Consider the following 19,982-nt stretch of genomic DNA (forward strand, 5'->3'; position numbering starts at 1 on the left):
GCCTTTATCGGTGGTTGGAACCTTCAGATCCGAGGCCGGCAGGAAAGGTATTCTTCGGCAATTCGCCGATGAGATCCTGCTCGGCTGCTCGCATTCGCTCGCGCAATCGGCTATTTTCGGACTTGCTGCCGCCCAGGGCTTACAATCCTTCGCAAAATAACCATATTGGAGTTCCAGTTGCGGCAGGCAGCCTCGGCGGGCACGGCGAACACGCCGGCAACCATCGAGCGAAATTGCACGGACTATCGGGCCCGAAAATTTCCAGGTGAGGGGCCTCGCGCACAATACGGATCTGAACGCATGGCAGCGGCGACGATGAACACCCCGGCCGGAAGGGCTTCGGCCATGACGGGGCGACCGAGCGATCCGGCAGCGGAACGAACGAAAGGCGGCACGGGCCATCGGCCCGACGTGTTCCGCAAGGCGCAGCACCATTCGCGCCGGGTCCGATTCCTGAAATTCGTCCTGCCGGTGCTGGCGCTGGCCCTCGCCGGAGGATTCGTCGCCTATTCATGGTGGTCCACGCCCGCCCAGGTGAGCTTCGACGTGACGAAGAGCTCCTTCGCCGACGGCAAGCTGGTGATGGCCAACCCCAAGCTGGAAGGCTTCACCAAGGGCGAGCTGCCTTATCTGATGACGGCGGCGCGCGCCGTGCAGAATGCGAAGTCGTCGGGCGTCTTCGAACTCGACACGATCAAGGCGAAGCTGCCGCTCGACGCCGACAGCTGGGCCACGATCGAGGCGCCGCGCGGTGTCTACAACCGCGACAAGAACACGATCCACTTCACGACCGACGTGCTGATAAAGACCACGGACGGCATGACCGCCAAATTCAGCAAGGCCTTGTTCGATATCGGAAAAGGCAACCTGAAGACCAACGCCCCCGTGGACATCGAAACCAACGGCACACAAATTGCGGCCGATTCGATGACCGTGCTTGAAAACGGCAAGGTTTTGATATTCGAGAAAAGAGTGCGCATGGAGATTGCGCCGGGGCGGCTGCAGACCAGCCAGGGAACCACCGGAGAGACCAATGGCGGGTAGGACATCTTTGTGGGTCGGCGGGGCGGCCGGGCTGGCATTGACGACGGCAGCGGCGGGCGCTGCGTACGCCCAGACGACGCAGACACAGGTGCCGGGGCTGCAGCTCTCAGGCAACCAGCCGATCCAGATCGAGAGCAACAAGCTGGAGGTGCGCCAGAACGAGAACATGGCGGTGTTCAGCGGCGACGTCACCGTCGTGCAGGGCAAGACCCTCCTGAAGGCCGGCAAGATGACCGTGTTCTATGCAAAAGGCACCGGTTCGGCGGCGACCGGCTCGGCCAACATCGACAAGCTGGAGGTCGACGACAAGGTCTATGTGAAGTCGGAGACGCAGGAAGCCACCGGCGACCACGGCACCTTCGACATGAAGAAGGAAATCCTTACTCTCACCGGCGACAAGGTGGTTCTGACCGATGGCCCCAATGTTCTGGTCGGCTGCAAGCTGACGGTGCACATGAAGTCCGGCGAGGCCAATTTCGACGGCTGCGACAAGCCAGGCGGCGGCACCGGCCGGGTGATCATGTCGCTCACCCCGCAGAAGCAGCCCGCGGCCCAAGGCCAGTAAATGGCGACAACACACTCGTTTCTCGCCCGGCTGAGAGGCCGGTCCGCAAAGACGCGTTCCGGCCCCGCCCTGGCGAAGAACGCCGAGCAGTTGAAGGGCACACTGATCGCGCGCGGCCTGACCAAGGCCTATAAGGGCCGCCAGGTGGTGAGCGGCGTGTCGCTCGGCGTGCGTGCCGGCGAGGCCGTCGGGCTGCTCGGTCCCAACGGCGCCGGCAAGACCACCTGCTTCTACATGGTCACGGGCCTGGTGCCGGTCGATCAGGGCACGATCGAGATCGACGGCTTCGATGTCACCTCGATGCCGATGTATCGACGGGCGCGGCTCGGCATCGGCTATCTGCCCCAGGAAGCGTCCATCTTCCGCGGGCTGACCGTGGAGAACAACATCCGCGCGGTGCTGGAGGTGGTTCAGAAGAGCCGCAAGGAGCGCGAAAAGGAGCTCGACGCGCTACTCGACGAGTTCCACATCTCGCATCTCAGAAAGTCACCGGCCATCGCGCTGTCGGGTGGCGAAAGACGACGCCTGGAGATCGCCCGGGCCCTTGCCAGCAAGCCGCATTACATGCTGCTCGACGAGCCCTTCGCTGGCATCGATCCGATCGCTGTGGCCGACATCCAGCAACTGGTCAGGCATCTGACCGCGCGCGGCATCGGCGTCCTGATCACCGACCACAATGTGCGCGAGACGCTTGGCCTTATCGACCGGGCCTATATCATCCACGCCGGCGAGGTTCTCACGCACGGCCATCCGTCCGACATCGTCGCCAATGCCGACGTGCGCCGGCTCTATCTCGGCGAGGCTTTCACGCTTTAGTGCGGCTTGACGGGGATTCGTCTGCCGAAGGATCGCGTGTCACCCCTGTGGCAGCGTGGCTTCCATGGCCGGCGCCTATCCGGGTCCAGGCATCACGCCCGGGCCGGCGCTGACCTTTGGGTGCGTCGTCGGACAGTTGGCCACGACTCAATGACCGTCTTGCCCGCGAGCAAGGCGCGTATATCCGAACGGGCAAGGCAATCTGCTTGACAAGCAAGAGCTGGGCCAGTTTCATCCCTCGGGGCAAAAAATACCGTGACCGCGGTCGCCTTTGCGGTCACGGAGGCTATTCGGGGAGAAACGAGCCGAGATGATCTCGCTTGCGGGCAGGTTGCAGCTTCGCCAGTCGCAGTCGCTGGTGATGACCCCGCAGCTGATGCAGTCGATCCGGCTGCTGCAGCTCACCCATATCGAGCTCGAGCGTTTCGTCGACGAAGAGATCGAACGTAACCCCCTTCTGGAGCGCGCGGAGCGCGACGATGCTCCTGCCGAGCCCCTCGGCGGCGACGAAGCCCCTTCGCCCGAGGCCGACTGGTTCGCCGGGACCGAGACGGGACTGAGCGCCGAGGCCATGGCCGACAAGTTCGACGCTTCTTTGGAGAACATTTTTCCGGACGATCCCGGCACCACCGACCGGCTCGGCCCCGATCTGTCGGCTCAGTGGAAATCGGCAAGCGGCACGGGATCGGCCGAGAACGGCTTCGATCCGGAGGACATGGCAGCGGCCGCCGTCACGCTCAGGGATCATGTCTGCGAGCAGATCTCCTTCGCCTTCGCCGACCTGGCATCGCGGCTGATCGCGGCGGAACTCGCCGACGAACTGGACGAGGCAGGCTATTTGCGGGCCGATCTGGATGAGGTGGCCGAACGGCTCGGGGCGGACGGCACCGCCGTCGCAGCCGTGCTGGCGACGTGCCGGACCTTCGATCCCCCCGGGATCTTCGCGCGCGACCTCGCCGAATGCCTGGCGATACAGCTCGCCGCACGCGACCGTTTCGACCCGGCCATGGAGGCGCTCATCGGCAATCTCGACCTGCTCGCCCGGCGCGACTTCCAGTCGCTGAAACGGATCTGCGGCGTCGACGAGGAGGACCTCGTCGACATGCTCGCCGAGATCCGGTCCCTCGACCCGCGTCCCGGTCAGGCTTTTACGAGCGGCGCGGCGGACACGATCGTGCCCGATGTGCTTGTCCGCCCGGCCAGCGACGGAAGCTGGGCGATCGAGCTCAATCCCGACACCCTGCCGCGCGTTCTGGTCGACCAGGCCTATTTCGCCAAGGTCAGCGCAAGGGCCAGGGACCAGGCCGAGAAGGACTTCCTGGGCGAGTGCCTGCAGAGCGCCAACTGGCTGACCCGCAGCCTCGACCAGCGCGCCAAGACCATCCTGAAGGTCGCCTCCGAGATCGTGAAGCAGCAGGATGCCTTCCTGGTGCACGGCGTGCGCCATCTCAGGCCTCTCAACCTGCGCACCGTCGCGGATGCGATCGGCATGCACGAATCGACCGTGAGCCGGGTCACGGCCAACAAATACATGCTCACCCCGCGCGGTGTCTTCGAACTGCGCTATTTCTTCACCGCCGCAATCGCGTCGGCCGAAGGCGGCGAGGCGCATTCCTCGGAAGCGGTGCGGGACAGGATCCGCCGGCTGATAGAGGATGAGAAGCCGGCCGATGTCCTGTCCGACGACACGATTGTGGATATCCTGAGGAAAAGCGGCGTCGACATCGCCCGTCGCACCGTGGCCAAGTACCGCGAAGCCATGAACATCCCGTCCTCCGTGCAGCGGCGACGTGAAAAGCGCGCGACGGCCGCCGCCGGCCGCTGAAATGCGATCACAGCCGCCGCCCCATCTCCTTGATCGCGCATCGGATTTCCCCGAGCAGGCTCGCGTGGCTTCGCCCACGCTTGACCTGCCCGTCAGCTTCCATTGACGCAGGTTCTTGTCGGAAAACGTCGGACACGTTTCCAGCGAAGATCGAGATCGCGCGAGAACGCCGCGCCCAGTACGATCTCCGGTGGACGCCAGCACGCCTGCAAGGGGACAACTCAAGGGCGGCCCGGCCGTCGGATATGGCCGGAACCCGCAGAAAACCGGCTTCGTTGACAATTTCGCGTGAAGTGACTAGAAGCCCGCCCGCAAGAGACGGGCGAGACGAGCCCATGCGAAACAACATCCCCTCGAGAAGGGTTGTCATCAACCAGAACGTTCGGGCTTGAAATCGGCGCTGTCGTCGCCGCAAACCTTGTGCGCCCCGGCCACAGGTATAAACTCGCAACAGTTCGAAGTCTGGACAGGGAAGGTCGGTTTTCAGATGAGCCTGCGTGTTTCCGGAAAACAGATGGAGATCGGCGACGCCTTCCGCGGCCGCATCGAAGGACGAATCGCCGAACTCGTGAGCAAATATTTCGATGGCGGCTACTCCGGCCGCGTCACCGTGGAGAAGTCCGGCTTCAGGTTTTCTGCCGACTGCATGATCCACCTCGATTCCGGCATGGAGCTACAGGCGACCGGCGAAGCGCAAGAGCCGACCCTTGCCTTCGATACTGCCGCCGACCGCTTCGAAAAGCGGCTGCGGCGCTACAAGCGCCGGCTGCGCTCCCATCCCAACGGCCAGAACAACACGCCCATAGCCTATACGGTCATGGCGCCGGTCGCAGAGGAAGACGAGGAAGTGCCGGAGGACTATGCGCCGGCCGTCGTCGCCGAATCGACGCTGACGCTCAAAACCATGTCGGTCGCCAACGCGGTGATCGAACTCGACGCCAAGGACAGCCCCGTCCTGGTGTTTCGCAATGCCGGCAGTGACGAGGTCAACATCGTCTACCGTCGTTCCGACGGCAATATCGGCTGGATCGATCCTTCATCGGCCAAGACCGCCAACGGATAGCGAGAACAATCCCGGGCGGGCCGCGGGCGTGGGGCCATCCGGCCCGCCGGGAAGTCAAAGGATGCCACAAAAATGGATCTCAGCGACCTGATCGAGGTTTCGGCGATCATGCCGGCCTTGAAAGCCAATTCCAAGAAGCAGCTCCTGCAACTCCTCGCCGAAAAGGCCGCCGGCATCACCGGCATTCCGGAGCGGGAGGTGTTCGACACGATCCTGCAGCGCGAAAGGCTGGGCTCGACCGGCGTCGGAAACGGCATCGCCATACCGCACGGGAAGCTGCCTGGCGTGAAACGCATCACCGGGGTCTTCGCGCGGCTCGACCAGCCGGTCGATTTCGAAGCTCTGGACGACCAGCCGGTCGATCTCGTGTTCCTGCTGCTGGCGCCGGAGGGTGCCGGCGCCGATCACCTCAAGGCGCTGTCGCGCATTGCGCGCGTCCTTCGCGACGGCGATACGGTGGCGAAGATCCGCGGCACGCGCGACGCCGCGGCGATCCATGCGCTCCTGTCGGAAACGCCGGCTTCACACGCGGCCTGAAACGGATCGTGTAGGATAAACCGTTCGGGGGCGGCAGCGATGCCGCCCTTCGTCGTTTGATACCAACTGCCGGCAGTTGGTATCAGTGGATGCTGACCGGGACCAGTTCGTTCTCGAAAGCACCTGCCAGAGCGCGGTCGCGCTCATCGGAGAGCAGGATCGGCTGCCCATTCGCCGCGAACAGCGCCCAGACTTCGAGCCCCGGCGCAATGTTGGTCAGCCCCGGGAAACGCCCGCGCAGGTCGTCGCTGGAAACCTTGCGGAGATAAGCGACCTGACCCTCGCCCAGATGGGCGAGTTGCGCCTCGGTCACCGTCAATCTTGTTTCGCTGCCAGTCATTTCAGCCTCCTTCACGCGGGGCGTCCTAAACCAACCCGCAATAGAGCCAATCGGTTCCGGTCCAGGACCGGATCAGTCTTTCACCGATATGTTTATTTTCCGTACCAGTCTTTCCGGCTCCGGCCGGTCGAGGTCAATCGACAGGAGGCCGTTCTTCAGCTCGGCGGCAAGCACACGCATGCCGTCGGCGAGCACGAAGGTCCGCTGGAACTGCCGCGCGGCAATGCCGCGATGCAGATATTCGCGCTCGGTGTCATCGCTCTGGCGACCACGCACGACCAACTGGTTTTCCTCGGTGACGACCTCAAGATCGTCATCGCAGAAGCCGGCGACCGCCAGCGTGATGCGCAGCCTTTCGCCCTTGCCTTCGCCGGCCCGAAGCCGCTCGATATTGTAGGGCGGATAGGTATCGCCGGTTTTCGCCAGGCGCTCCAGCGTCTTTTCCATGGCGTCGAAGCCCAGAAGAAGCGGGCTCGAAAACGGCGTCATACGCGACATTACAGTCCTCCAGAAGAGCGACAGAAGGGAAAAACCCGGATGGCATTCTTCCCGTTACTGCTGATATGGTCCGCCGCGCCGCGAAGTTCAAGACGGAACCGCGCCACCCCACAGAGAGGACAAGCATGCCGACCAGCCATAAGATCATCATCGATACGGACCCCGGCCAGGACGACGCCGTGGCGATCCTGCTGGCGCTGGCAAGCCCCGAGATCGAGGTTCTCGGCATCACGGCGGTCGCCGGAAACGTGCCGCTGGCGCTGACCGAGAAGAACGCCCGAAAGATCTGCGAACTGGCCGGCAAGCCGCAAACCAGGGTCTTCGCCGGGGCCATCCGGCCTCTGGTGCGCCCACTCGTGACCGCCGAGGAAGTTCACGGCAAGACCGGCCTCAACGGCCCCGAACTGCCTGAACCGACGATGCAGCTCGTGGACGAACATGCCGTCGACTTCATCGTGCGGACGCTGATGGCCGAAGCGCCCGGTACGGTAACGCTCTGCCCGCTCGGCCCGCTCACCAACATCGCGCTGGCGATGATCCGGGAGCCGAGGATCGCGCCGCGCATCAAGCGGATCGTGCTGATGGGCGGCGGCTTCTTCGAGGGCGGCAACGTGACGCCCGCCGCCGAGTTCAACATCTATGTCGACCCGCACGCGGCCGATGTGGTCTTCACGTCGGGGGTGCCGACAGTTGTGATGCCGCTCGACGTCACCCACAAGGCCCTGACGACCGCCAAGCGCATCGCCGCCTTCCGCGCGCTCGGCACCCGCGTCGGCACCGCCACGGCCGAAATGCTGGAGTTCTTCGAGCGCTTCGACGAGGGTAAATACGGCACGGACGGCGGCCCCCTGCACGACCCTTGCGTCATCGCCTATCTGCTGAAGCCGGAACTGTTCAAGGGCCGCGAATGCAACGTCATGGTGGAGACCGCGTCCGAACTGACCATGGGCATGACCGTCGTCGACTGGTGGGGCGTCACCAAGCGGCCGAAGAACGCCCTCGTCATGCGCGACATAGATCACGACGGGTTCTTCGCGCTGCTGGTGGAGCGGCTGGGAAAGCTGTAGTATCACGCGACCTCAATCGCCGGCGCGGCCCCTCCGGGCCGCGTGGCTTTCGCGCTGCTGCATCGGCCCGAAAATCGTCTCGATTTTCGGAAAGCGTGATGCGGCACCTAATAGCGGCAGACCCTTGCGCGTCCATTCGGACACGCAGCACTCTGGTGGCCGATACCTTTGTTCAATACCCTGCCCGGCGCGCATGATAGTCTCTCCCGAAATCAGACTGGGAGCCATCGATGCAGCCGAACCGGTGCGAAGAAGCCAGATATTTCACCGCTCCCGTCGGGGCGGTCGAATGTCTGTCTGCGACCTTCCACAGCTACCACTACGCGCCGCACGCACATGACACGTTCGTCATCGGCGCGCTGGCGCACGGGACCGGCGGGATCTTCATCCGGGGCCGCCAGCACGAGGCCCGTGCCGACGACCTGACACTCTACAATCCGCACGACGTCCATGACGGCAGCCCGCGGCGCGACGGTTTCAGCTATCGCGTCAGCTACCCCTCGGTGTCGCTGATACGCGAAATCGCTTCCGAAGGACTGGGTTTCGACCGCGCCAGCACGCCGAGTTTCGCTGCTCCGATCGTGCACGATCCCGCCGGCGCAGCCCTCTTCCTTGACGCACATCGCCGCTGGGAAGCCGGCTGCAGCGCGCTCGAGGCGGAAGAAGCCCTCGTTCACGCCTATGCCTATTGCCTCTCGCGGCATGCCGGGATCCGCTTTCCGGTCGCCGGCAGCGAAGCCGGACCCGTAGGGAAGGCCGTGGCTCTCCTGTCGGACGGTTTCGCCGAGAGGCGGACGCTCGACGATCTCGCGCGGGCTGCCGGCCTGCCCCGTCAGCGCCTGATCCGGGCCTTCCGGCGGGCAACCGGTTTCACGCCGCACGCCTTTCTCGTGAACCGCCGCGTCGATGCCGCGAAAGATATGCTGCGGCGCGGGGCCGATCCCCTGTCCGTCGCCATGACCACGGGCTTCAGCGACCAGGCGCATCTCAACCGGATCTTCAAGGCGCGTGTCGGCGTGACGCCGGGCGCCTTCCGGGCGGCCTTCGCCGGACGGGACGTCAGGCACTAGGCCGCGGCCGGCCGCAAGATCTTCACCTCTGTATCAAACCAGGCGGCCGCTGCGCCGCAACCATGGAGCATGTCCGATGACCAGGCGCATTGCCGAACCGTTCCGCATCAAGATGATCGAGCCGATCCGGATGACCGACCGGCCCTATCGCGAGGCCGCGCTCGACGCGGCCGGGCTCAATCCTTTCCTGCTCAGGAGCGAGGACGTCACCATCGACCTCCTGACCGACAGCGGCACGGGGGCGATGAGCGACCGGCAGTGGGCCGGGCTGATGCTGGGCGACGAGGCCTATGCCGGAAGCCGCAATTTCCATCGGCTTGCCGAAACGGTGGCCGAACTGTTCGGCTACCCCCACACCATCCCGACGCATCAGGGTCGGGGCGCCGAGCAGATCCTGTTCCCGGAACTGGTGAAGCGACGTGGGTCGCCTCACCCGGTTTTCATCTCCAACTATCATTTCGACACCACGAAGGCGCATGTCGAACTGGCCGGCGCAAAGGCGGTCAACGTGCTGACGCCGGCGGCCCTCGACACGACAAGGCCGCATGACTGGAAGGGCAATTTCGATCTGGAAGCGCTCGTGCAGGCGATCGAATTCCATGGTCCGCGCAACATCGCCGGGATCGTCGCGACCTTGACCTGCAACAGTGCGGGCGGGCAGCCAGTATCCATGGCCAATCTGAGGACCGTGGCGGGCTATGCGCGCGATTTCGGCATACCCGTCATCATCGACGCCACCCGCTTCGCCGAGAACGCCTGGTTCGTCAAACGGCGCGAGGAGGGTTACGCCGAGCGCTCGATCCGCGACATCGTGCGCGAAATGGCATGCTACGGCGACGTGATCACGCTGTCTGCCAAGAAAGACGGGCTGGTCAATATCGGCGGCGTCTGCGCCTTCCGCAGCGACGCCGACTTGTTTCGCGCTGTCCAGGTGCGCTGCGTGCCGATGGAAGGCTTCATCACCTATGGGGGGTTGGCCGGGCGCGACATGGAGGCGCTCGCCATCGGCCTCAACGAAGCGGTCGACACCGACTACCTCTCCTATCGGATCGGCCAGGTCGCCTATCTGGGTGACAGACTGCGCGCCGGCGGCGTTCCCATCCAGTATCCGACCGGCGGCCATGCCGTCTTCGTCGACGCCGCGGCGCTGTTGCCGCATATCCCGGCCGAGCGGTTCCCGGCCCACGCGCTCGCCTGCGAGCTCTACCTGGAAGCCGGTGTCAGGGCTGTCGAGATCGGCTCGCTCATGCTCGGCCGCGACCCGCTCAGCGGGCTGCAGGAGGAATCGCCTCTCGAACTCATGCGGCTCACCATTCCGCGCCGTGTATATACGAACGACCATATGGACTATGTTGCCGACGCGCTGATCGCGGTCGCGGCACGCGCCGATCGGATCAGAGGGGTCGATTTCACTTACGAGCCGCCGGTGCTGCGCCATTTCACCGCCACGTTCCAGTGGGCCGCGGCCGCGCCCGCGAGCATGGAGATGGCCGACGCATGAGCCCGCTGGTGAGACAGTTCCTGGAAACGCATGGTGTCGCCTTTTCCGTCGTCGAACACCGGCCGTTCATCTCTTTCGAGGAAGCCAGGGAGATACTGACCCTCGACCCCGCGCGGATGGTGAAGGGGCTGACCTTCGGTCTGCCGGACGGGCTGGCGATCGTGGCGCTTCGCGCCGGCGACCGTGCCGACTACAAGCGCATCGCCGATGGGCTGCGCATGCGGCGCGCCGACCTGAAGCTCGCCGCGCCGGACGAAGTGCTGGCAAGCCTCGACATGGAGGCGGGCGGCATGGTGCCCCTGCCGATCAACGGCGCGCGCGTGCTCGTCGACCGCCAGGTTCTGGTCCTGGACGAGATCATATGCGGCAGCGGCCGCAACACGGCGACCCTGGTGATCCCGGCCGAGGCTTGGCTGTCGGTTGCAGCAGCCGAGATCGGTGACTTCTCCAGGCAGGCGTGATCCCGCCGGCCTTCCGGCTATCTTGCCCTGGAAAATGCCAGCCAGAGCCCGCCGCCGATGAGGAAGCCGCCGCCGATGCGGGACAGGAGCTTCATGCGGCCGGCGGTGAGGGCTCTGCCCGCACGACCGGCCGCCAGCGCATAGCAGCTGTCGGTGACCGCGGCGAAGACGAGGGTCGCGATGCCCATTGCCGTGATCTGCAGGGCATAGTTGCCGGCCGGATCGATGAATTGCGGGAAGAAGGCGCCAAAGAAGATCAGGGTCTTCGGATTGCTGACGGCAACCAGGAAACCCTGCACGAAGAAGCCGCTGCGCGACCGTGCGGGCGCACCGTCGGGATCGGTGCCTGCCCCCGAGCGGTACATCTGGAAGCCCAGCCAAACCAGATAGGCCGCGCCAATGAGCCGGATCCATTCGAACCAGTGCCCTGCGGCCTCGATCGCCGAGGCGAGGCCGACGCCGACCACGGCGATGCTCGCGGCCAGGCCGAGCTGACCGCCGGCAATGTTGAGCAGCCCGGCGCGCGTGCCGTGACGCATGCTGGAGGCGATGATCAGGGTGACGTTTGGTCCGGGCACCAGCATGATGACCAGGCAGGCGGCCAGATAAGCGGCGAAGAGTTCGAGCGACATGTCTTTCCTCCGTGGGCTCGACGCCGCGAGCCATGGCGAGAACAATGCACGACCTCCGACTTTCGTCCAGAGCCCGGGCACGTCGGGCCTTCGGCTGAGTGCCTGCCGGCGCTCGGCCGTGCGTCGCCACGCCGGGGAGCGTAGCCCGGATCGGCTCAGGCTCCGGCCGGCGAGGATACCGTCCGCTCATAGGCGGCCGCCGCCTGCAGCACCGCGAGGTCGCCGCGCGGACGGCCGATCAGTTGCATGCCCATCGGGCGGCCGAGTCCATCGAAGCCGACCGGCACATTGACCGTCGGCGCGCCCGCCATCGAGGCCGGGGCGGAGACCTCCATCCAGCGATGGTAGCTGTCCATCGTACGGCCGGCGACGTCGCGCGGCCAATGCGTCCCGACGGCGAAGGGGAACACCTGGGCGGTCGGCAGAGCGAGAAGGTCGTAGCGTTGGAGCAGCCTGAGCACGGTCTCGTGCCAGGACGAGCGTACGGTCGAGGCGGCATAGACCTCCGGCGCGGTGAGCCGCGCGGCGCCTTCCGCCTCCCACACCGCCTCGGGCTTCAGCAGTCCGCGCCTGGCCGGATCATCATAGTGGAGCTTGAGGCTGCAGCCGCTGGTGGCATGGCGCAAGGTCTTGAACGCGCTCCACAGCGCTTCGAAATCGAACGGCGGAACCACCGGCTCGGTCGCAAAGCCGTCGAAGCGCGCCAAGGCCGCCTCACAGAGCGCCAGGATGCCGTCCTCGACGGCAAGATGACCGCCGAGATCGCCGAGCCAGGCGATGCGGCCGCCGGGCTGCGCCCCATCGAGACGGTTAAGATAGGAGCCGGGGCCGTCATGCGACAGCGGCGCACGTGGATGGTGGCCCGCCTGCACGCCGAGCAGCAGCGCGACATCACGGACGTTGCGGCCCATCGGTCCTTCGATACCGATCTGCGACAGGAAGATCTCGTTCATGGGCCCTGCCGGCACGAGGCCCTGTGTGGGCCGGAAGCCGTAGACATTGTTGTAGGCAGCCGGGTTGCGCAGCGAGCCGCCGAAATCGCTGCCGTCGGCAACGGGCACCATGTCGAGCGCCAGCGCCACGGCAGCGCCGCCGCTCGAGCCGCCGGCCGTCCAGGCCGGATCGAAAGCGTTGAGCGTCGGCCCGAACACATTGTTATAGGTGTTGGAGCCGAGGCCGAACTCCGGGACATTGGTCTTGCCGATGATGATGGCGCCGGCCGCACGCATGCGCTCGACGAAGAAGTCGTCCTCGTCGGGCACGAATTCTGCAAGGATCGGCGAACCGAAGGTCGTCCTGAGGCCTTGGGTGAGCGCAAGGTCCTTGACCGCGATCGGCAGCCCGAACAGCGCGCCGGCGGGCGCGCCCGCAGCCAGTGCCGCATCGGCAGCGTCGGCCTCCCGCAGGATGGGATCACGGTCGCGCAGCGACACGATGGCGTTGACGTGGGGATTGACCGCGTCGATGCGGTCGAGGAAGGCGTTCGCCACCTCGCGGACCGACAGATGCCGCCGCCTGATCCGCTCCGCGAGATCGACCGCCGGGAGACGGCAGATCTCGCCCGCTTGCGGAATATCGTGCTTCGTTGCCGGCCGATCCATTATGCCCTCCTCAACTGGCCTGGGAAGCAAGGGCCGCGTCGACCTCGGAGCGCGACGGGATCGACGGTTGCGCTCCCGGCTTCAGGCAGGCGAGCGAGCCTGCAGTCCCGGCTCGGCGCAGTGCCTCGCGCAAGGAAAGCCCTTCCGACAGGCCGGCCGCGAGATAGCCGCAGAAGGTGTCGCCGGCGCCGACGGTGTCGACCGGCGTGATCTTCATCGCGTCGAGCCGCAAGAATTCGTCCGGCGTCGCCGCCAGAACGCCCTCGCCGCCAAGGGTCACGACAACCGTCCGGCCGGTGGATGCCGCAAAGCTGCGCATGCGCTGCTCGCGGCTGTCGCCGGCGAGATTCAGCGCCTCGGCATAATGATCGAATTCCGTTTCGTTGGCGACCACATAGTCGGCCTTGCCCACGAAGGCGGCGGCCTCGGCCCGGAACGGCGCCGTGTTGAGCAAGGTGACGGCTCCGGCCGAGCGCGCGGCGTCGAGCGCCGCCTCGACGGTGGAGAGCGGGATCTCGTGCTGCAGCAGGATATGGTCGCCCGAGACGATGCCGGCGACAGCTGCGGCGCCGACCTGGGCATTTGCGCCCGGCACCACGGCGATCATGTTCTCGCCGTCGCCCCCGACAAGGATCAAGGCCGTGCCCGTCGGCTGCGAGGTTTCCCTGACCTGCGATAGATCGACGCCGCCCGCCTTCAACAGCGCCAATGCTTCACCGGCAAAGGCGTCTCGGCCCGTCGCACCGACCATGCGGACCTTGCCGCCGGCTCTCGCCACGGCCAGCGCCTGGTTGGCGCCCTTGCCGCCCGGCGCCGTGCCGAAGCCGTTGCCCGGCACCGTCTCGCCGGGAGCCGGCAACCGGTCCACGGTCGCGATCAGGTCGAGATTGATGGAGCCGATAATGGTGATCAACTAGAGCCTCCCGGTGATTTGCCCGGAAGCTATCGCATCGGCCCGAAAATCGAAATCGATTTTAGGAACGCACGATGCGCGGGGACGAAGGCCCGGCTCCGGCCTGCATCCCGAGGCGTCAGGCACCGACCTGACCGGCCTCCCAGCCGAGGATCGCCCGCTTGCGGGTGAGCCCCCAATGATAGCCGGTGAGCGCGCCTGACTTGCCCAGCGCGCGATGGCAGGGCACCACGAAGGAGATCGGGTTGGCGCCGACCGCCGCGCCGACCGCGCGGCTGGCCGTAGGAGCGCCGATCTCCGCCGCGATGGAGGAATAGGTGCGCGCCTTGCCCATCGGGATCTTCAACAGCGCTTCCCATACGCGGACCTGGAAGTCCGTGCCGATCATCACGACACGCAGCGGCTGGTCGGAGCGCCACCGCGCCGGGTCGAAGATGCGCGCCGCATAGGGCGCGGTGGCCGACATGTCCTCGACATAGGTCGCATTCGGCCAGCGGCCGCTCATATCGGCGAAGGCCGCGCGTTCCTCGCCCGCGTCGTTGAAGGAGAGGCCTGCGAGCCCTCTCTCGGTGACCATGACGAGCGCCACGCCGAAGGGCGAGATATGAAAGCCGTAGCGTATGGTGAGGCCGGCGCCGCGGGTCTTGTAGTCGCCTGGCGACATCGCCTCATGGGTGACGAAGAGGTCGTGCAGCCGTCCCGGGCCCGACATGCCGACCTCGAAAGAGGCTTCGAGCAAGGGCATGCCCGCATCGAGCAGCCGGCGCGCGTGGTCGAGCGTGACAGCCTGGAGGAAGCCCTTCGGCGAGAGGCCGGCCCAGCGGGTGAAGAGCTTCTGCAGCCCGGTCGGGGTCTCTCCCACCTCGGCGGCCAAGGTCTCCAGCGAGGGCTGATCCCGAAAATCGAGGCTGATCTTCTCGATGACGCGGCGCACGGTCTCGTAGTCGCCGCCGGCCGGCGTGATATCGTTCTTGAGGATTGCTGTCTGTGCGTTCATGGCAAATCTCCTAGAGCAATTCCGCTTTCTCCGGGTCGCGGAATTGCTCTAACTCTTTGTTTTTACGCAATTCCGGACGCAAAACCGCTATGCACTTTTGCTGGAATTGCTTTGGAACGCGAATATCGTCCTTCGTCGGGCCGCTCTCCACCCGTTTCCTGCAACCCAGAATTATTTTTTCGCGACGCTACCCACGCTTCGCCTTGGCCAGCGCGACGGAGAAGGCGGTGGCGAAACTCTCGCGATCGTCGGGGTTGAGGAAACTGCCGATCGGCACGTTCCTGCCCTGACCTTCCACCGCCATGCCGGTGATACCGATCTCCTGATGGCGGGAGACTGAGAATCGCGCCCAGAAGGGATTGAACTGGAAGGCTTCGGTGCGCCCGGAGGGAGCGATCTTGCGGATGTCGAGGCTGGTACGCGACACCGACACCTCCTCGCGAGCGCGGCCGGAACGATAGTTGAGGCGGAAGGCGACATAGACCAGGAGCACGTCGAAGCCGAAGAAGCCGAACACGGGCCATGCGCCGTGCGCGAAGAAGATTGCCCCGGTCACCATCCAGCCGAAGAGCAGCGCACCCATCAAGATCATGAAACCGGTGCGCCCGAGCGACCGGTGCGGCGTCAGAAGCGCCCGGAAAAACGGTTCGTCGGCGGCGAATGAGGCGTTTGTCTCGCTCATGGCACCGACTATAGAGGGATCATGCAAAAGCCCAATACCCCAAAGCGATCCAGCGACGCTGCGTCACGCCCGAAAGGTGCCAACGACAAACGGCGTCCGGCCCGGCCGCGCTCGCTCTACACATCAGATGAAGTGCGCGAAATCTTCCGGCGCTTCGCCATCCAGCGGCCTGAGCCGAAGGGCGAACTGGAACATGTCAACGCCTTCACCTTGCTGGTCGCCGTGGTGTTGTCGGCCCAGGCCACCGACGCGGGCGTGAACAAGGCGACGCGGCCGCTCTTCGCGATCGCCGACACGCCGCAGAAGATGCTCGCGCTCGGCGAGGAGAAAGTCGGCCAATATATCCGGACCATCGGGCTCTGGCGCAACAAGGCCAAGAACGTGATCGCGCTGTCGGAAGCCCTGATCCGGGACCATGGCGGCGAGGTTCCCGCCGACCGCGACCAGCTCACCAGGCTGCCCGGCGTCGGGCGCAAGACCGCCAATGTCGTGCTCAACATGGCTTTCGGCGAGAAGACCATGGCCGTCGACACGCATATCTTCCGCATCGGCAATCGCATCGGGCTCGCCCCGGGCAGAACGCCGGAGGAGGTCGAGCAGGAGCTGATCAGGATCATCCCCGACGACTATATGCGCCATGCGCATCATTGGCTGATCCTGCATGGGCGTTACGTGTGCAAGGCGCGCAAACCCGACTGCGAGCTCTGCGTGATCGCCGATCTCTGCAAATGGCCTGACAAGACGAGTTCGGTCGCCGCGCCGCTGGTACCGCTCCCGCCGGTCGAAGTGACGGCCGAAGCGGTACACCAGGCCGGTCAGTAACCGACGCCGCGGGCCATGGTCGCGGCGAAGACCAGGATCAAGGCGAAGCACACAACCTGACCTTTGAGATAGCCGCGCAGACCGGCGATCTCGGATTCCGGCACGACATAGCCTGATGTCGCCGCAGCCTGGCTACGCCAGCGCAGGATGCGCATCGTCGGCGGGACAGTAAGCAGGCCGACCGCCGCGAAGGCCGCCATCTTGGCCCAGAAGGCCCAGTAGTAGACGTAATATTCCCACCCCTTGAGACCGAAGAGCACACGGCCGATTCCGATCAGGATGATCAGGACCGCGAGACCGCCATAGGCACGGTCGACATTGGCGAGCAAAGCGAGGTCGCCCTTTGCCAGACCTGGGCGGATGAGCACGAATTCCACCGCGAGGACGGCGGCGAGCAGGAAGACGGCGAAATGGTGCGCAATCGCCAGAACGAGGTCGGTTTCCATGGCTGGGTCCTGAGCTGATGGGATCGGCGGGAATCGCGATTCATATCCTTACACGGTCACCGGCCGGCAGCCGACAGCCGTCTGTCGGGAGCGAAGGACCCTCGGTTGACGGATATCAGCCGATTGCCGATGTTCTCCGCATGGCCCTGAAACGCGACCGCAATCCGATGCCCGACTTCGTCCGCGGCGCCCTTTTGGAGGACGCGTTGATGGAAGCTTGCGAAGCGAGGCCGGACTACCAGAAGAACGACCATCTCTGGTGGATCGCCAGCCCCAAGCGGGAAGCGGCCCGCCGGAAGCGCCTCGCCCAGATGATCGACGAGCTGAAGCGCGGCGACGTCTACATGAACATGGCCTGGCGCGCCGGCCGCTGATCAAGCCCGGCCTGGCCGCAGCGCGGTTTCCTCGGCCGATACCATCTTGTGCAGATGCACCATCATGGCAGCGGCGAAGAGCGGCGTCAGCAGGTTGACGAGCGGGATTGCGAGGAAAACAGAGATCAGCAGCCCAGCCAGGAAGACCGTGCCCGCATGCTTGCGCCTGAGCGCCTTGGCCTCGGCCTCGGGCCGGAACCGCATGGCGGCGAATTCGAAGAACTCGCGACCGAGCAGATAACCGTTGACGAGGAAGAAGGCCGCTATGTTGATGCCCGGCATCAGCAGGAGCAGCAACGCCACGATGTTGCCGAGAATGACGACGCCGAAGAATTTGAGCGACAGCAAGATCGACCGCAGCAAGGGCACCGGCTTGCCGGGCATGTCGTTCGGATAATCGGTTCGCTCGACCACCTCGGCCACGTCGTCGAGGAACAATCCGGCGACGATCGCGGTGACCGGCGCCACGAGCAAAGCGAGCCCGAGCGCCAGGCCAATGCCGGCCAGGATCGCCGCGATGAAGGTCAGCCAGCCGGCCCAGGACGGAAAGCCCGGCAGGAGCTGGTCGATCCATGGCAAAGCCAGCCAGTCGAAGACCTCCTTCAGCCCGAACCAGAGGCCGGCCAGCGCAAGCAGCGTCAGGCCGAGCGACTTGAAGAAAACGCCCCGGAACTCCGGCGTGAACAGGCGCAGAAGAGCGGCGCGCGCGGCCTCGAAGATCATATCCACATCCCGCTTTGGTCAGCCGCCAGATAGGGGCCGCGTCATCATGCTGCAAGAAGGGTGGAAGTTCTGCGCTTGCAAAATGCAGGAAGCCTGATAGCCCGCGTTTTCCACACCGCATGCGGCCCGCCGGCCGGGTGCGGAAGATGCAGGGCTGGACCCGCGCGTGGCCGGCATGGCAGATAGCTTTGCCGCCTAGAGCGTTTCCACCTTTCTCCGAGTGGCGGAAATGCTCTATCTTATTGTTTTTACGCAATTCCGAATGCGAAACCGCTGCGCATTTTGCTGGAATTGCTCTAGGTTCCTGGAGAGGTCGATGGCCGATTACGACGTCCTTTGCATCGGCAATGCCATTGTCGACATCATTGCCCAATGCGAGGAATCGTTCCTCACCGAGAACGGCATCATCAAGGGTGCGATGAACCTGATCGACGCCGATCGCGCCCAGTTGCTCTACAGCCGCATGGGCCCGGCGATCGAGGCGTCGGGCGGCAGCGCCGGCAATACGGCAGCCGGCGTCGCGAGCTTCGGCGGGCGCGCGGCCTATTTCGGCAAGGTCTCGCAGGATCCGCTCGGCGAGATCTTCACCCACGACATCCGTGCCCAGGGCGTCGCCTTCGATACCATGCCGCTATCAGGCAACCCGCCGACCGCGCGCTCGATGATCTTCGTCACGCCCGACGGCGAGCGTTCGATGAACACCTATCTCGGCGCCTGCGTGGAGCTCGGACCGGAGGATGTCGAGGCCGACAAGGCGAAGGGGGCCAAGGTCACCTATTTCGAAGGCTATCTCTGGGATCCGCCGCGGGCCAAGGAAGCGATCCGGCTGACGGCGCGGCACGCCCACGCCGCCGGCCGCGAAGTGTCGATGACGCTGTCCGACAGTTTCTGCGTCGATCGTTACCGCGACGAGTTCCTGGATCTGATGCGCTCGGGCACGGTCGACATCGTCTTCGCCAACAGCCACGAGATCAAGTCGCTCTACCAGACCTCTTCCTTCGAAGAGGCGCTGGCCGCAATCCGCAGGGACTGCAAGATCGCCGCCGTCACGCGCTCGGAAAAGGGCTCGATCATCGTGCGCGGCGACGAGACCGTGCCGATCCAGGCGACGACGATTCGCGAACTCGTCGACACCACGGGGGCAGGCGACCTCTATGCCGCCGGTTTCCTCCATGGCTACACGACGGGCCGCAGCCTGAAGGAGTGCGGCGACCTGGGCTCGCTCGCCGCCGGCCTGGTGATCCAGCATATCGGCCCGCGCCCGCACAAGAATCTCAAAGTGGAAGCCCAGCAGACCGGTTTGCTCTAACTTATGTCCTCCGGCCTTCGGCCGGGACGGCCTTTGTAGGGCGGAAAAGTCCAGCCGAAGTGCAGCGCGCCGCCGCGCACGGCAAAGGCGGCGGCAAAGGCGATCGCCGCGGCGGGAATGGCGGGAACGCCCGCAAAATGAGCCAGCACCGTGTAGGCGGCAGCGCCCGTCATGGCCGCGGTGACATAGATTTCCGGCCGCAGCAGCACGGAGGGCTCGCCGGCAAGCAGGTCGCGCATGATGCCGCCGAAGGTGGCCGTCAGCATGCCCATGACGATGGCGACGACGGAGGAACCGGTCGCAGCCAACCCTTTATGGGCGCCCAGCACGGCAAAGGCGGAAAGCCCGAGCGCATCGAGCCACAACAGCAGCTTGTAGCGGGACTCCACGAGATGTGCCGTGAAGAAGACCAGGATCCCTACGGCGGCACAGACCAGCAGATAGCCGGAATTCCTGACCCAGAACACCGGCACGTCGAGCATGACGTCGCGCAGCGTGCCGCCGCCGATGCCGGTGACGCCCGCCAGAAAAAGAAAGCCGATGATGTCGAGTTGCTTGCGCGAGGCAGCCAGCGCGCCGGTTGCGGCGAACACCGCCACGCCGGCATAGTCGAAAAAAAGCGTCAGGTTCATGCCGGCGCCGCCTCCCTCCCTACTGTTAGCCGAAGGGCGGAAGGGGTGATAGGGGGCTGCGTGA

General features: G+C 65.2%; 24 protein-coding genes. 13 read left to right on the plus strand and 11 right to left on the minus strand.

The window, feature by feature from the left end; translation table 11 throughout:
- The first annotated feature begins 300 nt into the window (after positions 1-300).
- The 6 genes from lptC to ptsN all read left to right on the plus strand — a co-directional run bounded on the left by lptC (position 301) and on the right by ptsN (position 5,850).
- Positions 301-1,044: an LPS export ABC transporter periplasmic protein LptC gene (gene lptC, locus JN280_RS01435; protein ID WP_244742782.1), complete on the plus strand. Its 744-nt coding sequence runs from the start codon at positions 301-303 to the stop codon at positions 1,042-1,044.
- A complete protein-coding gene (locus JN280_RS01440) occupies positions 1,034-1,609 on the plus strand; it encodes an LptA/OstA family protein (protein ID WP_202309771.1) in 576 nt (191 codons plus the stop codon). The genes lptC and JN280_RS01440 overlap by 11 nt, the downstream gene beginning before the upstream one ends.
- Positions 1,610-2,425, plus strand: a complete 816-nt coding sequence (gene lptB / locus JN280_RS01445) for an LPS export ABC transporter ATP-binding protein (RefSeq protein ID WP_202309772.1) — start codon at positions 1,610-1,612, stop codon at positions 2,423-2,425.
- Between the two features lie 313 nt (positions 2,426-2,738).
- Positions 2,739-4,250: an RNA polymerase factor sigma-54 gene (gene rpoN / locus JN280_RS01450; RefSeq protein WP_202314443.1), complete on the plus strand. Its 1,512-nt coding sequence runs from the start codon at positions 2,739-2,741 to the stop codon at positions 4,248-4,250.
- Between the two features lie 487 nt (positions 4,251-4,737).
- Positions 4,738-5,313 carry a ribosome hibernation-promoting factor, HPF/YfiA family gene (gene hpf / locus JN280_RS01455; protein WP_202309773.1) on the plus strand — a complete coding sequence of 192 codons (576 nt, stop codon included), beginning with the start codon at positions 4,738-4,740 and terminating at the stop codon, positions 5,311-5,313.
- A 72-nt stretch (positions 5,314-5,385) separates the two neighbouring features.
- Positions 5,386-5,850: a PTS IIA-like nitrogen regulatory protein PtsN gene (gene ptsN, locus JN280_RS01460; RefSeq protein ID WP_202309774.1), complete on the plus strand. Its 465-nt coding sequence runs from the start codon at positions 5,386-5,388 to the stop codon at positions 5,848-5,850.
- 82 nt (positions 5,851-5,932) lie between these two features.
- Here ptsN and JN280_RS01465 read toward each other — a convergent pair whose 3' ends face one another.
- On the minus strand, positions 5,933-6,190 hold the full coding sequence (locus JN280_RS01465; RefSeq protein WP_202309775.1) for a BQ00720 family protein: 258 nt from the start codon (positions 6,188-6,190) through the stop codon (positions 5,933-5,935).
- A gap of 72 nt (positions 6,191-6,262) precedes the next feature.
- Complete coding sequence (locus tag JN280_RS01470; RefSeq protein ID WP_202309776.1) at positions 6,263-6,688, minus strand: Hsp20 family protein; 426 nt, start codon at positions 6,686-6,688, stop codon at positions 6,263-6,265.
- A gap of 125 nt (positions 6,689-6,813) precedes the next feature.
- Between JN280_RS01470 and JN280_RS01475 the strand changes: the two genes are divergently transcribed.
- The gene (locus JN280_RS01475) at positions 6,814-7,755 is read left to right on the plus strand and encodes a nucleoside hydrolase (protein WP_202309777.1); all 942 of its coding nucleotides are present in this window, start codon (positions 6,814-6,816) and stop codon (positions 7,753-7,755) included.
- 12 nt (positions 7,756-7,767) lie between these two features.
- Here the strand turns inward: JN280_RS01475 and JN280_RS01480 are convergent, their stop codons facing one another.
- On the minus strand, positions 7,768-7,950 hold the full coding sequence (locus tag JN280_RS01480) for a hypothetical protein (protein WP_202309778.1): 183 nt from the start codon (positions 7,948-7,950) through the stop codon (positions 7,768-7,770).
- A 35-nt stretch (positions 7,951-7,985) separates the two neighbouring features.
- Between JN280_RS01480 and JN280_RS01485 the strand changes: the two genes are divergently transcribed.
- The 3 genes from JN280_RS01485 to JN280_RS01495 all read left to right on the plus strand — a co-directional run bounded on the left by JN280_RS01485 (position 7,986) and on the right by JN280_RS01495 (position 10,787).
- Positions 7,986-8,825 (plus strand): AraC family transcriptional regulator, encoded by an 840-nt coding sequence (locus JN280_RS01485; protein ID WP_202309779.1) that lies wholly within the window; start codon positions 7,986-7,988, stop codon positions 8,823-8,825.
- 76 nt (positions 8,826-8,901) lie between these two features.
- On the plus strand, positions 8,902-10,326 hold the full coding sequence (locus tag JN280_RS01490) for a tryptophanase (protein WP_202309780.1): 1,425 nt from the start codon (positions 8,902-8,904) through the stop codon (positions 10,324-10,326).
- The gene (locus JN280_RS01495) at positions 10,323-10,787 is read left to right on the plus strand and encodes an aminoacyl-tRNA deacylase (RefSeq protein WP_202309781.1); all 465 of its coding nucleotides are present in this window, start codon (positions 10,323-10,325) and stop codon (positions 10,785-10,787) included. Before JN280_RS01490 ends, JN280_RS01495 begins: the two co-directional genes overlap by 4 nt.
- Positions 10,788-10,804: 17 nt before the next feature.
- Here JN280_RS01495 and JN280_RS01500 read toward each other — a convergent pair whose 3' ends face one another.
- The 5 genes from JN280_RS01500 to JN280_RS01520 form a co-directional block, all read right to left on the minus strand.
- A complete protein-coding gene (locus tag JN280_RS01500; protein ID WP_202309782.1) occupies positions 10,805-11,419 on the minus strand; it encodes a LysE family translocator in 615 nt (204 codons plus the stop codon).
- 155 nt (positions 11,420-11,574) lie between these two features.
- Positions 11,575-13,020 carry an amidase gene (locus JN280_RS01505; RefSeq protein WP_202309783.1) on the minus strand — a complete coding sequence of 482 codons (1,446 nt, stop codon included), beginning with the start codon at positions 13,018-13,020 and terminating at the stop codon, positions 11,575-11,577.
- Between the two features lie 10 nt (positions 13,021-13,030).
- Positions 13,031-13,933, minus strand: a complete 903-nt coding sequence (locus JN280_RS01510) for a ribokinase (RefSeq protein ID WP_202309784.1) — start codon at positions 13,931-13,933, stop codon at positions 13,031-13,033.
- Positions 13,934-14,051: 118 nt separating this feature from the next.
- Complete coding sequence (locus JN280_RS01515) at positions 14,052-14,930, minus strand: methylated-DNA--[protein]-cysteine S-methyltransferase (RefSeq protein ID WP_202309785.1); 879 nt, start codon at positions 14,928-14,930, stop codon at positions 14,052-14,054.
- 187 nt (positions 14,931-15,117) lie between these two features.
- The gene (locus tag JN280_RS01520; protein WP_202309786.1) at positions 15,118-15,612 is read right to left on the minus strand and encodes a DUF2244 domain-containing protein; all 495 of its coding nucleotides are present in this window, start codon (positions 15,610-15,612) and stop codon (positions 15,118-15,120) included.
- Between the two features lie 21 nt (positions 15,613-15,633).
- On the opposite strand from JN280_RS01520, the gene nth reads away from it, so the two are divergent.
- Positions 15,634-16,434, plus strand: a complete 801-nt coding sequence (gene nth / locus JN280_RS01525; protein WP_202309787.1) for an endonuclease III — start codon at positions 15,634-15,636, stop codon at positions 16,432-16,434.
- Here the strand turns inward: nth and JN280_RS01530 are convergent.
- Positions 16,428-16,880 (minus strand): DUF2214 family protein, encoded by a 453-nt coding sequence (locus JN280_RS01530; RefSeq protein ID WP_202309788.1) that lies wholly within the window; start codon positions 16,878-16,880, stop codon positions 16,428-16,430. The two genes, nth and JN280_RS01530, sit on opposite strands and share 7 nt — an antisense overlap.
- 140 nt (positions 16,881-17,020) lie before the next feature.
- Here JN280_RS01530 and JN280_RS01535 point away from each other — a divergent pair, with 140 nt between their 5' ends.
- Positions 17,021-17,254 (plus strand): YdeI/OmpD-associated family protein, encoded by a 234-nt coding sequence (locus tag JN280_RS01535; RefSeq protein WP_202309789.1) that lies wholly within the window; start codon positions 17,021-17,023, stop codon positions 17,252-17,254.
- Here the strand turns inward: JN280_RS01535 and JN280_RS01540 are convergent, their stop codons facing one another.
- A complete protein-coding gene (locus tag JN280_RS01540; RefSeq protein WP_202309790.1) occupies positions 17,255-17,977 on the minus strand; it encodes a sulfate transporter family protein in 723 nt (240 codons plus the stop codon). It lies immediately after the preceding gene.
- A 316-nt stretch (positions 17,978-18,293) separates the two neighbouring features.
- Between JN280_RS01540 and JN280_RS01545 the strand changes: the two genes are divergently transcribed.
- Positions 18,294-19,286 (plus strand): adenosine kinase, encoded by a 993-nt coding sequence (locus JN280_RS01545; protein WP_202309791.1) that lies wholly within the window; start codon positions 18,294-18,296, stop codon positions 19,284-19,286.
- Here the strand turns inward: JN280_RS01545 and JN280_RS01550 are convergent.
- Positions 19,283-19,918 (minus strand): trimeric intracellular cation channel family protein, encoded by a 636-nt coding sequence (locus tag JN280_RS01550; protein ID WP_202309792.1) that lies wholly within the window; start codon positions 19,916-19,918, stop codon positions 19,283-19,285. The two genes, JN280_RS01545 and JN280_RS01550, sit on opposite strands and share 4 nt — an antisense overlap.
- Positions 19,919-19,982: the final 64 nt, after the last annotated feature.

Origin of the sequence: Mesorhizobium sp. L-8-10 (assembly GCF_016756635.1) — a bacterium.
In the GTDB taxonomy this organism is placed as follows: Bacteria; Pseudomonadota; Alphaproteobacteria; order Rhizobiales; family Rhizobiaceae.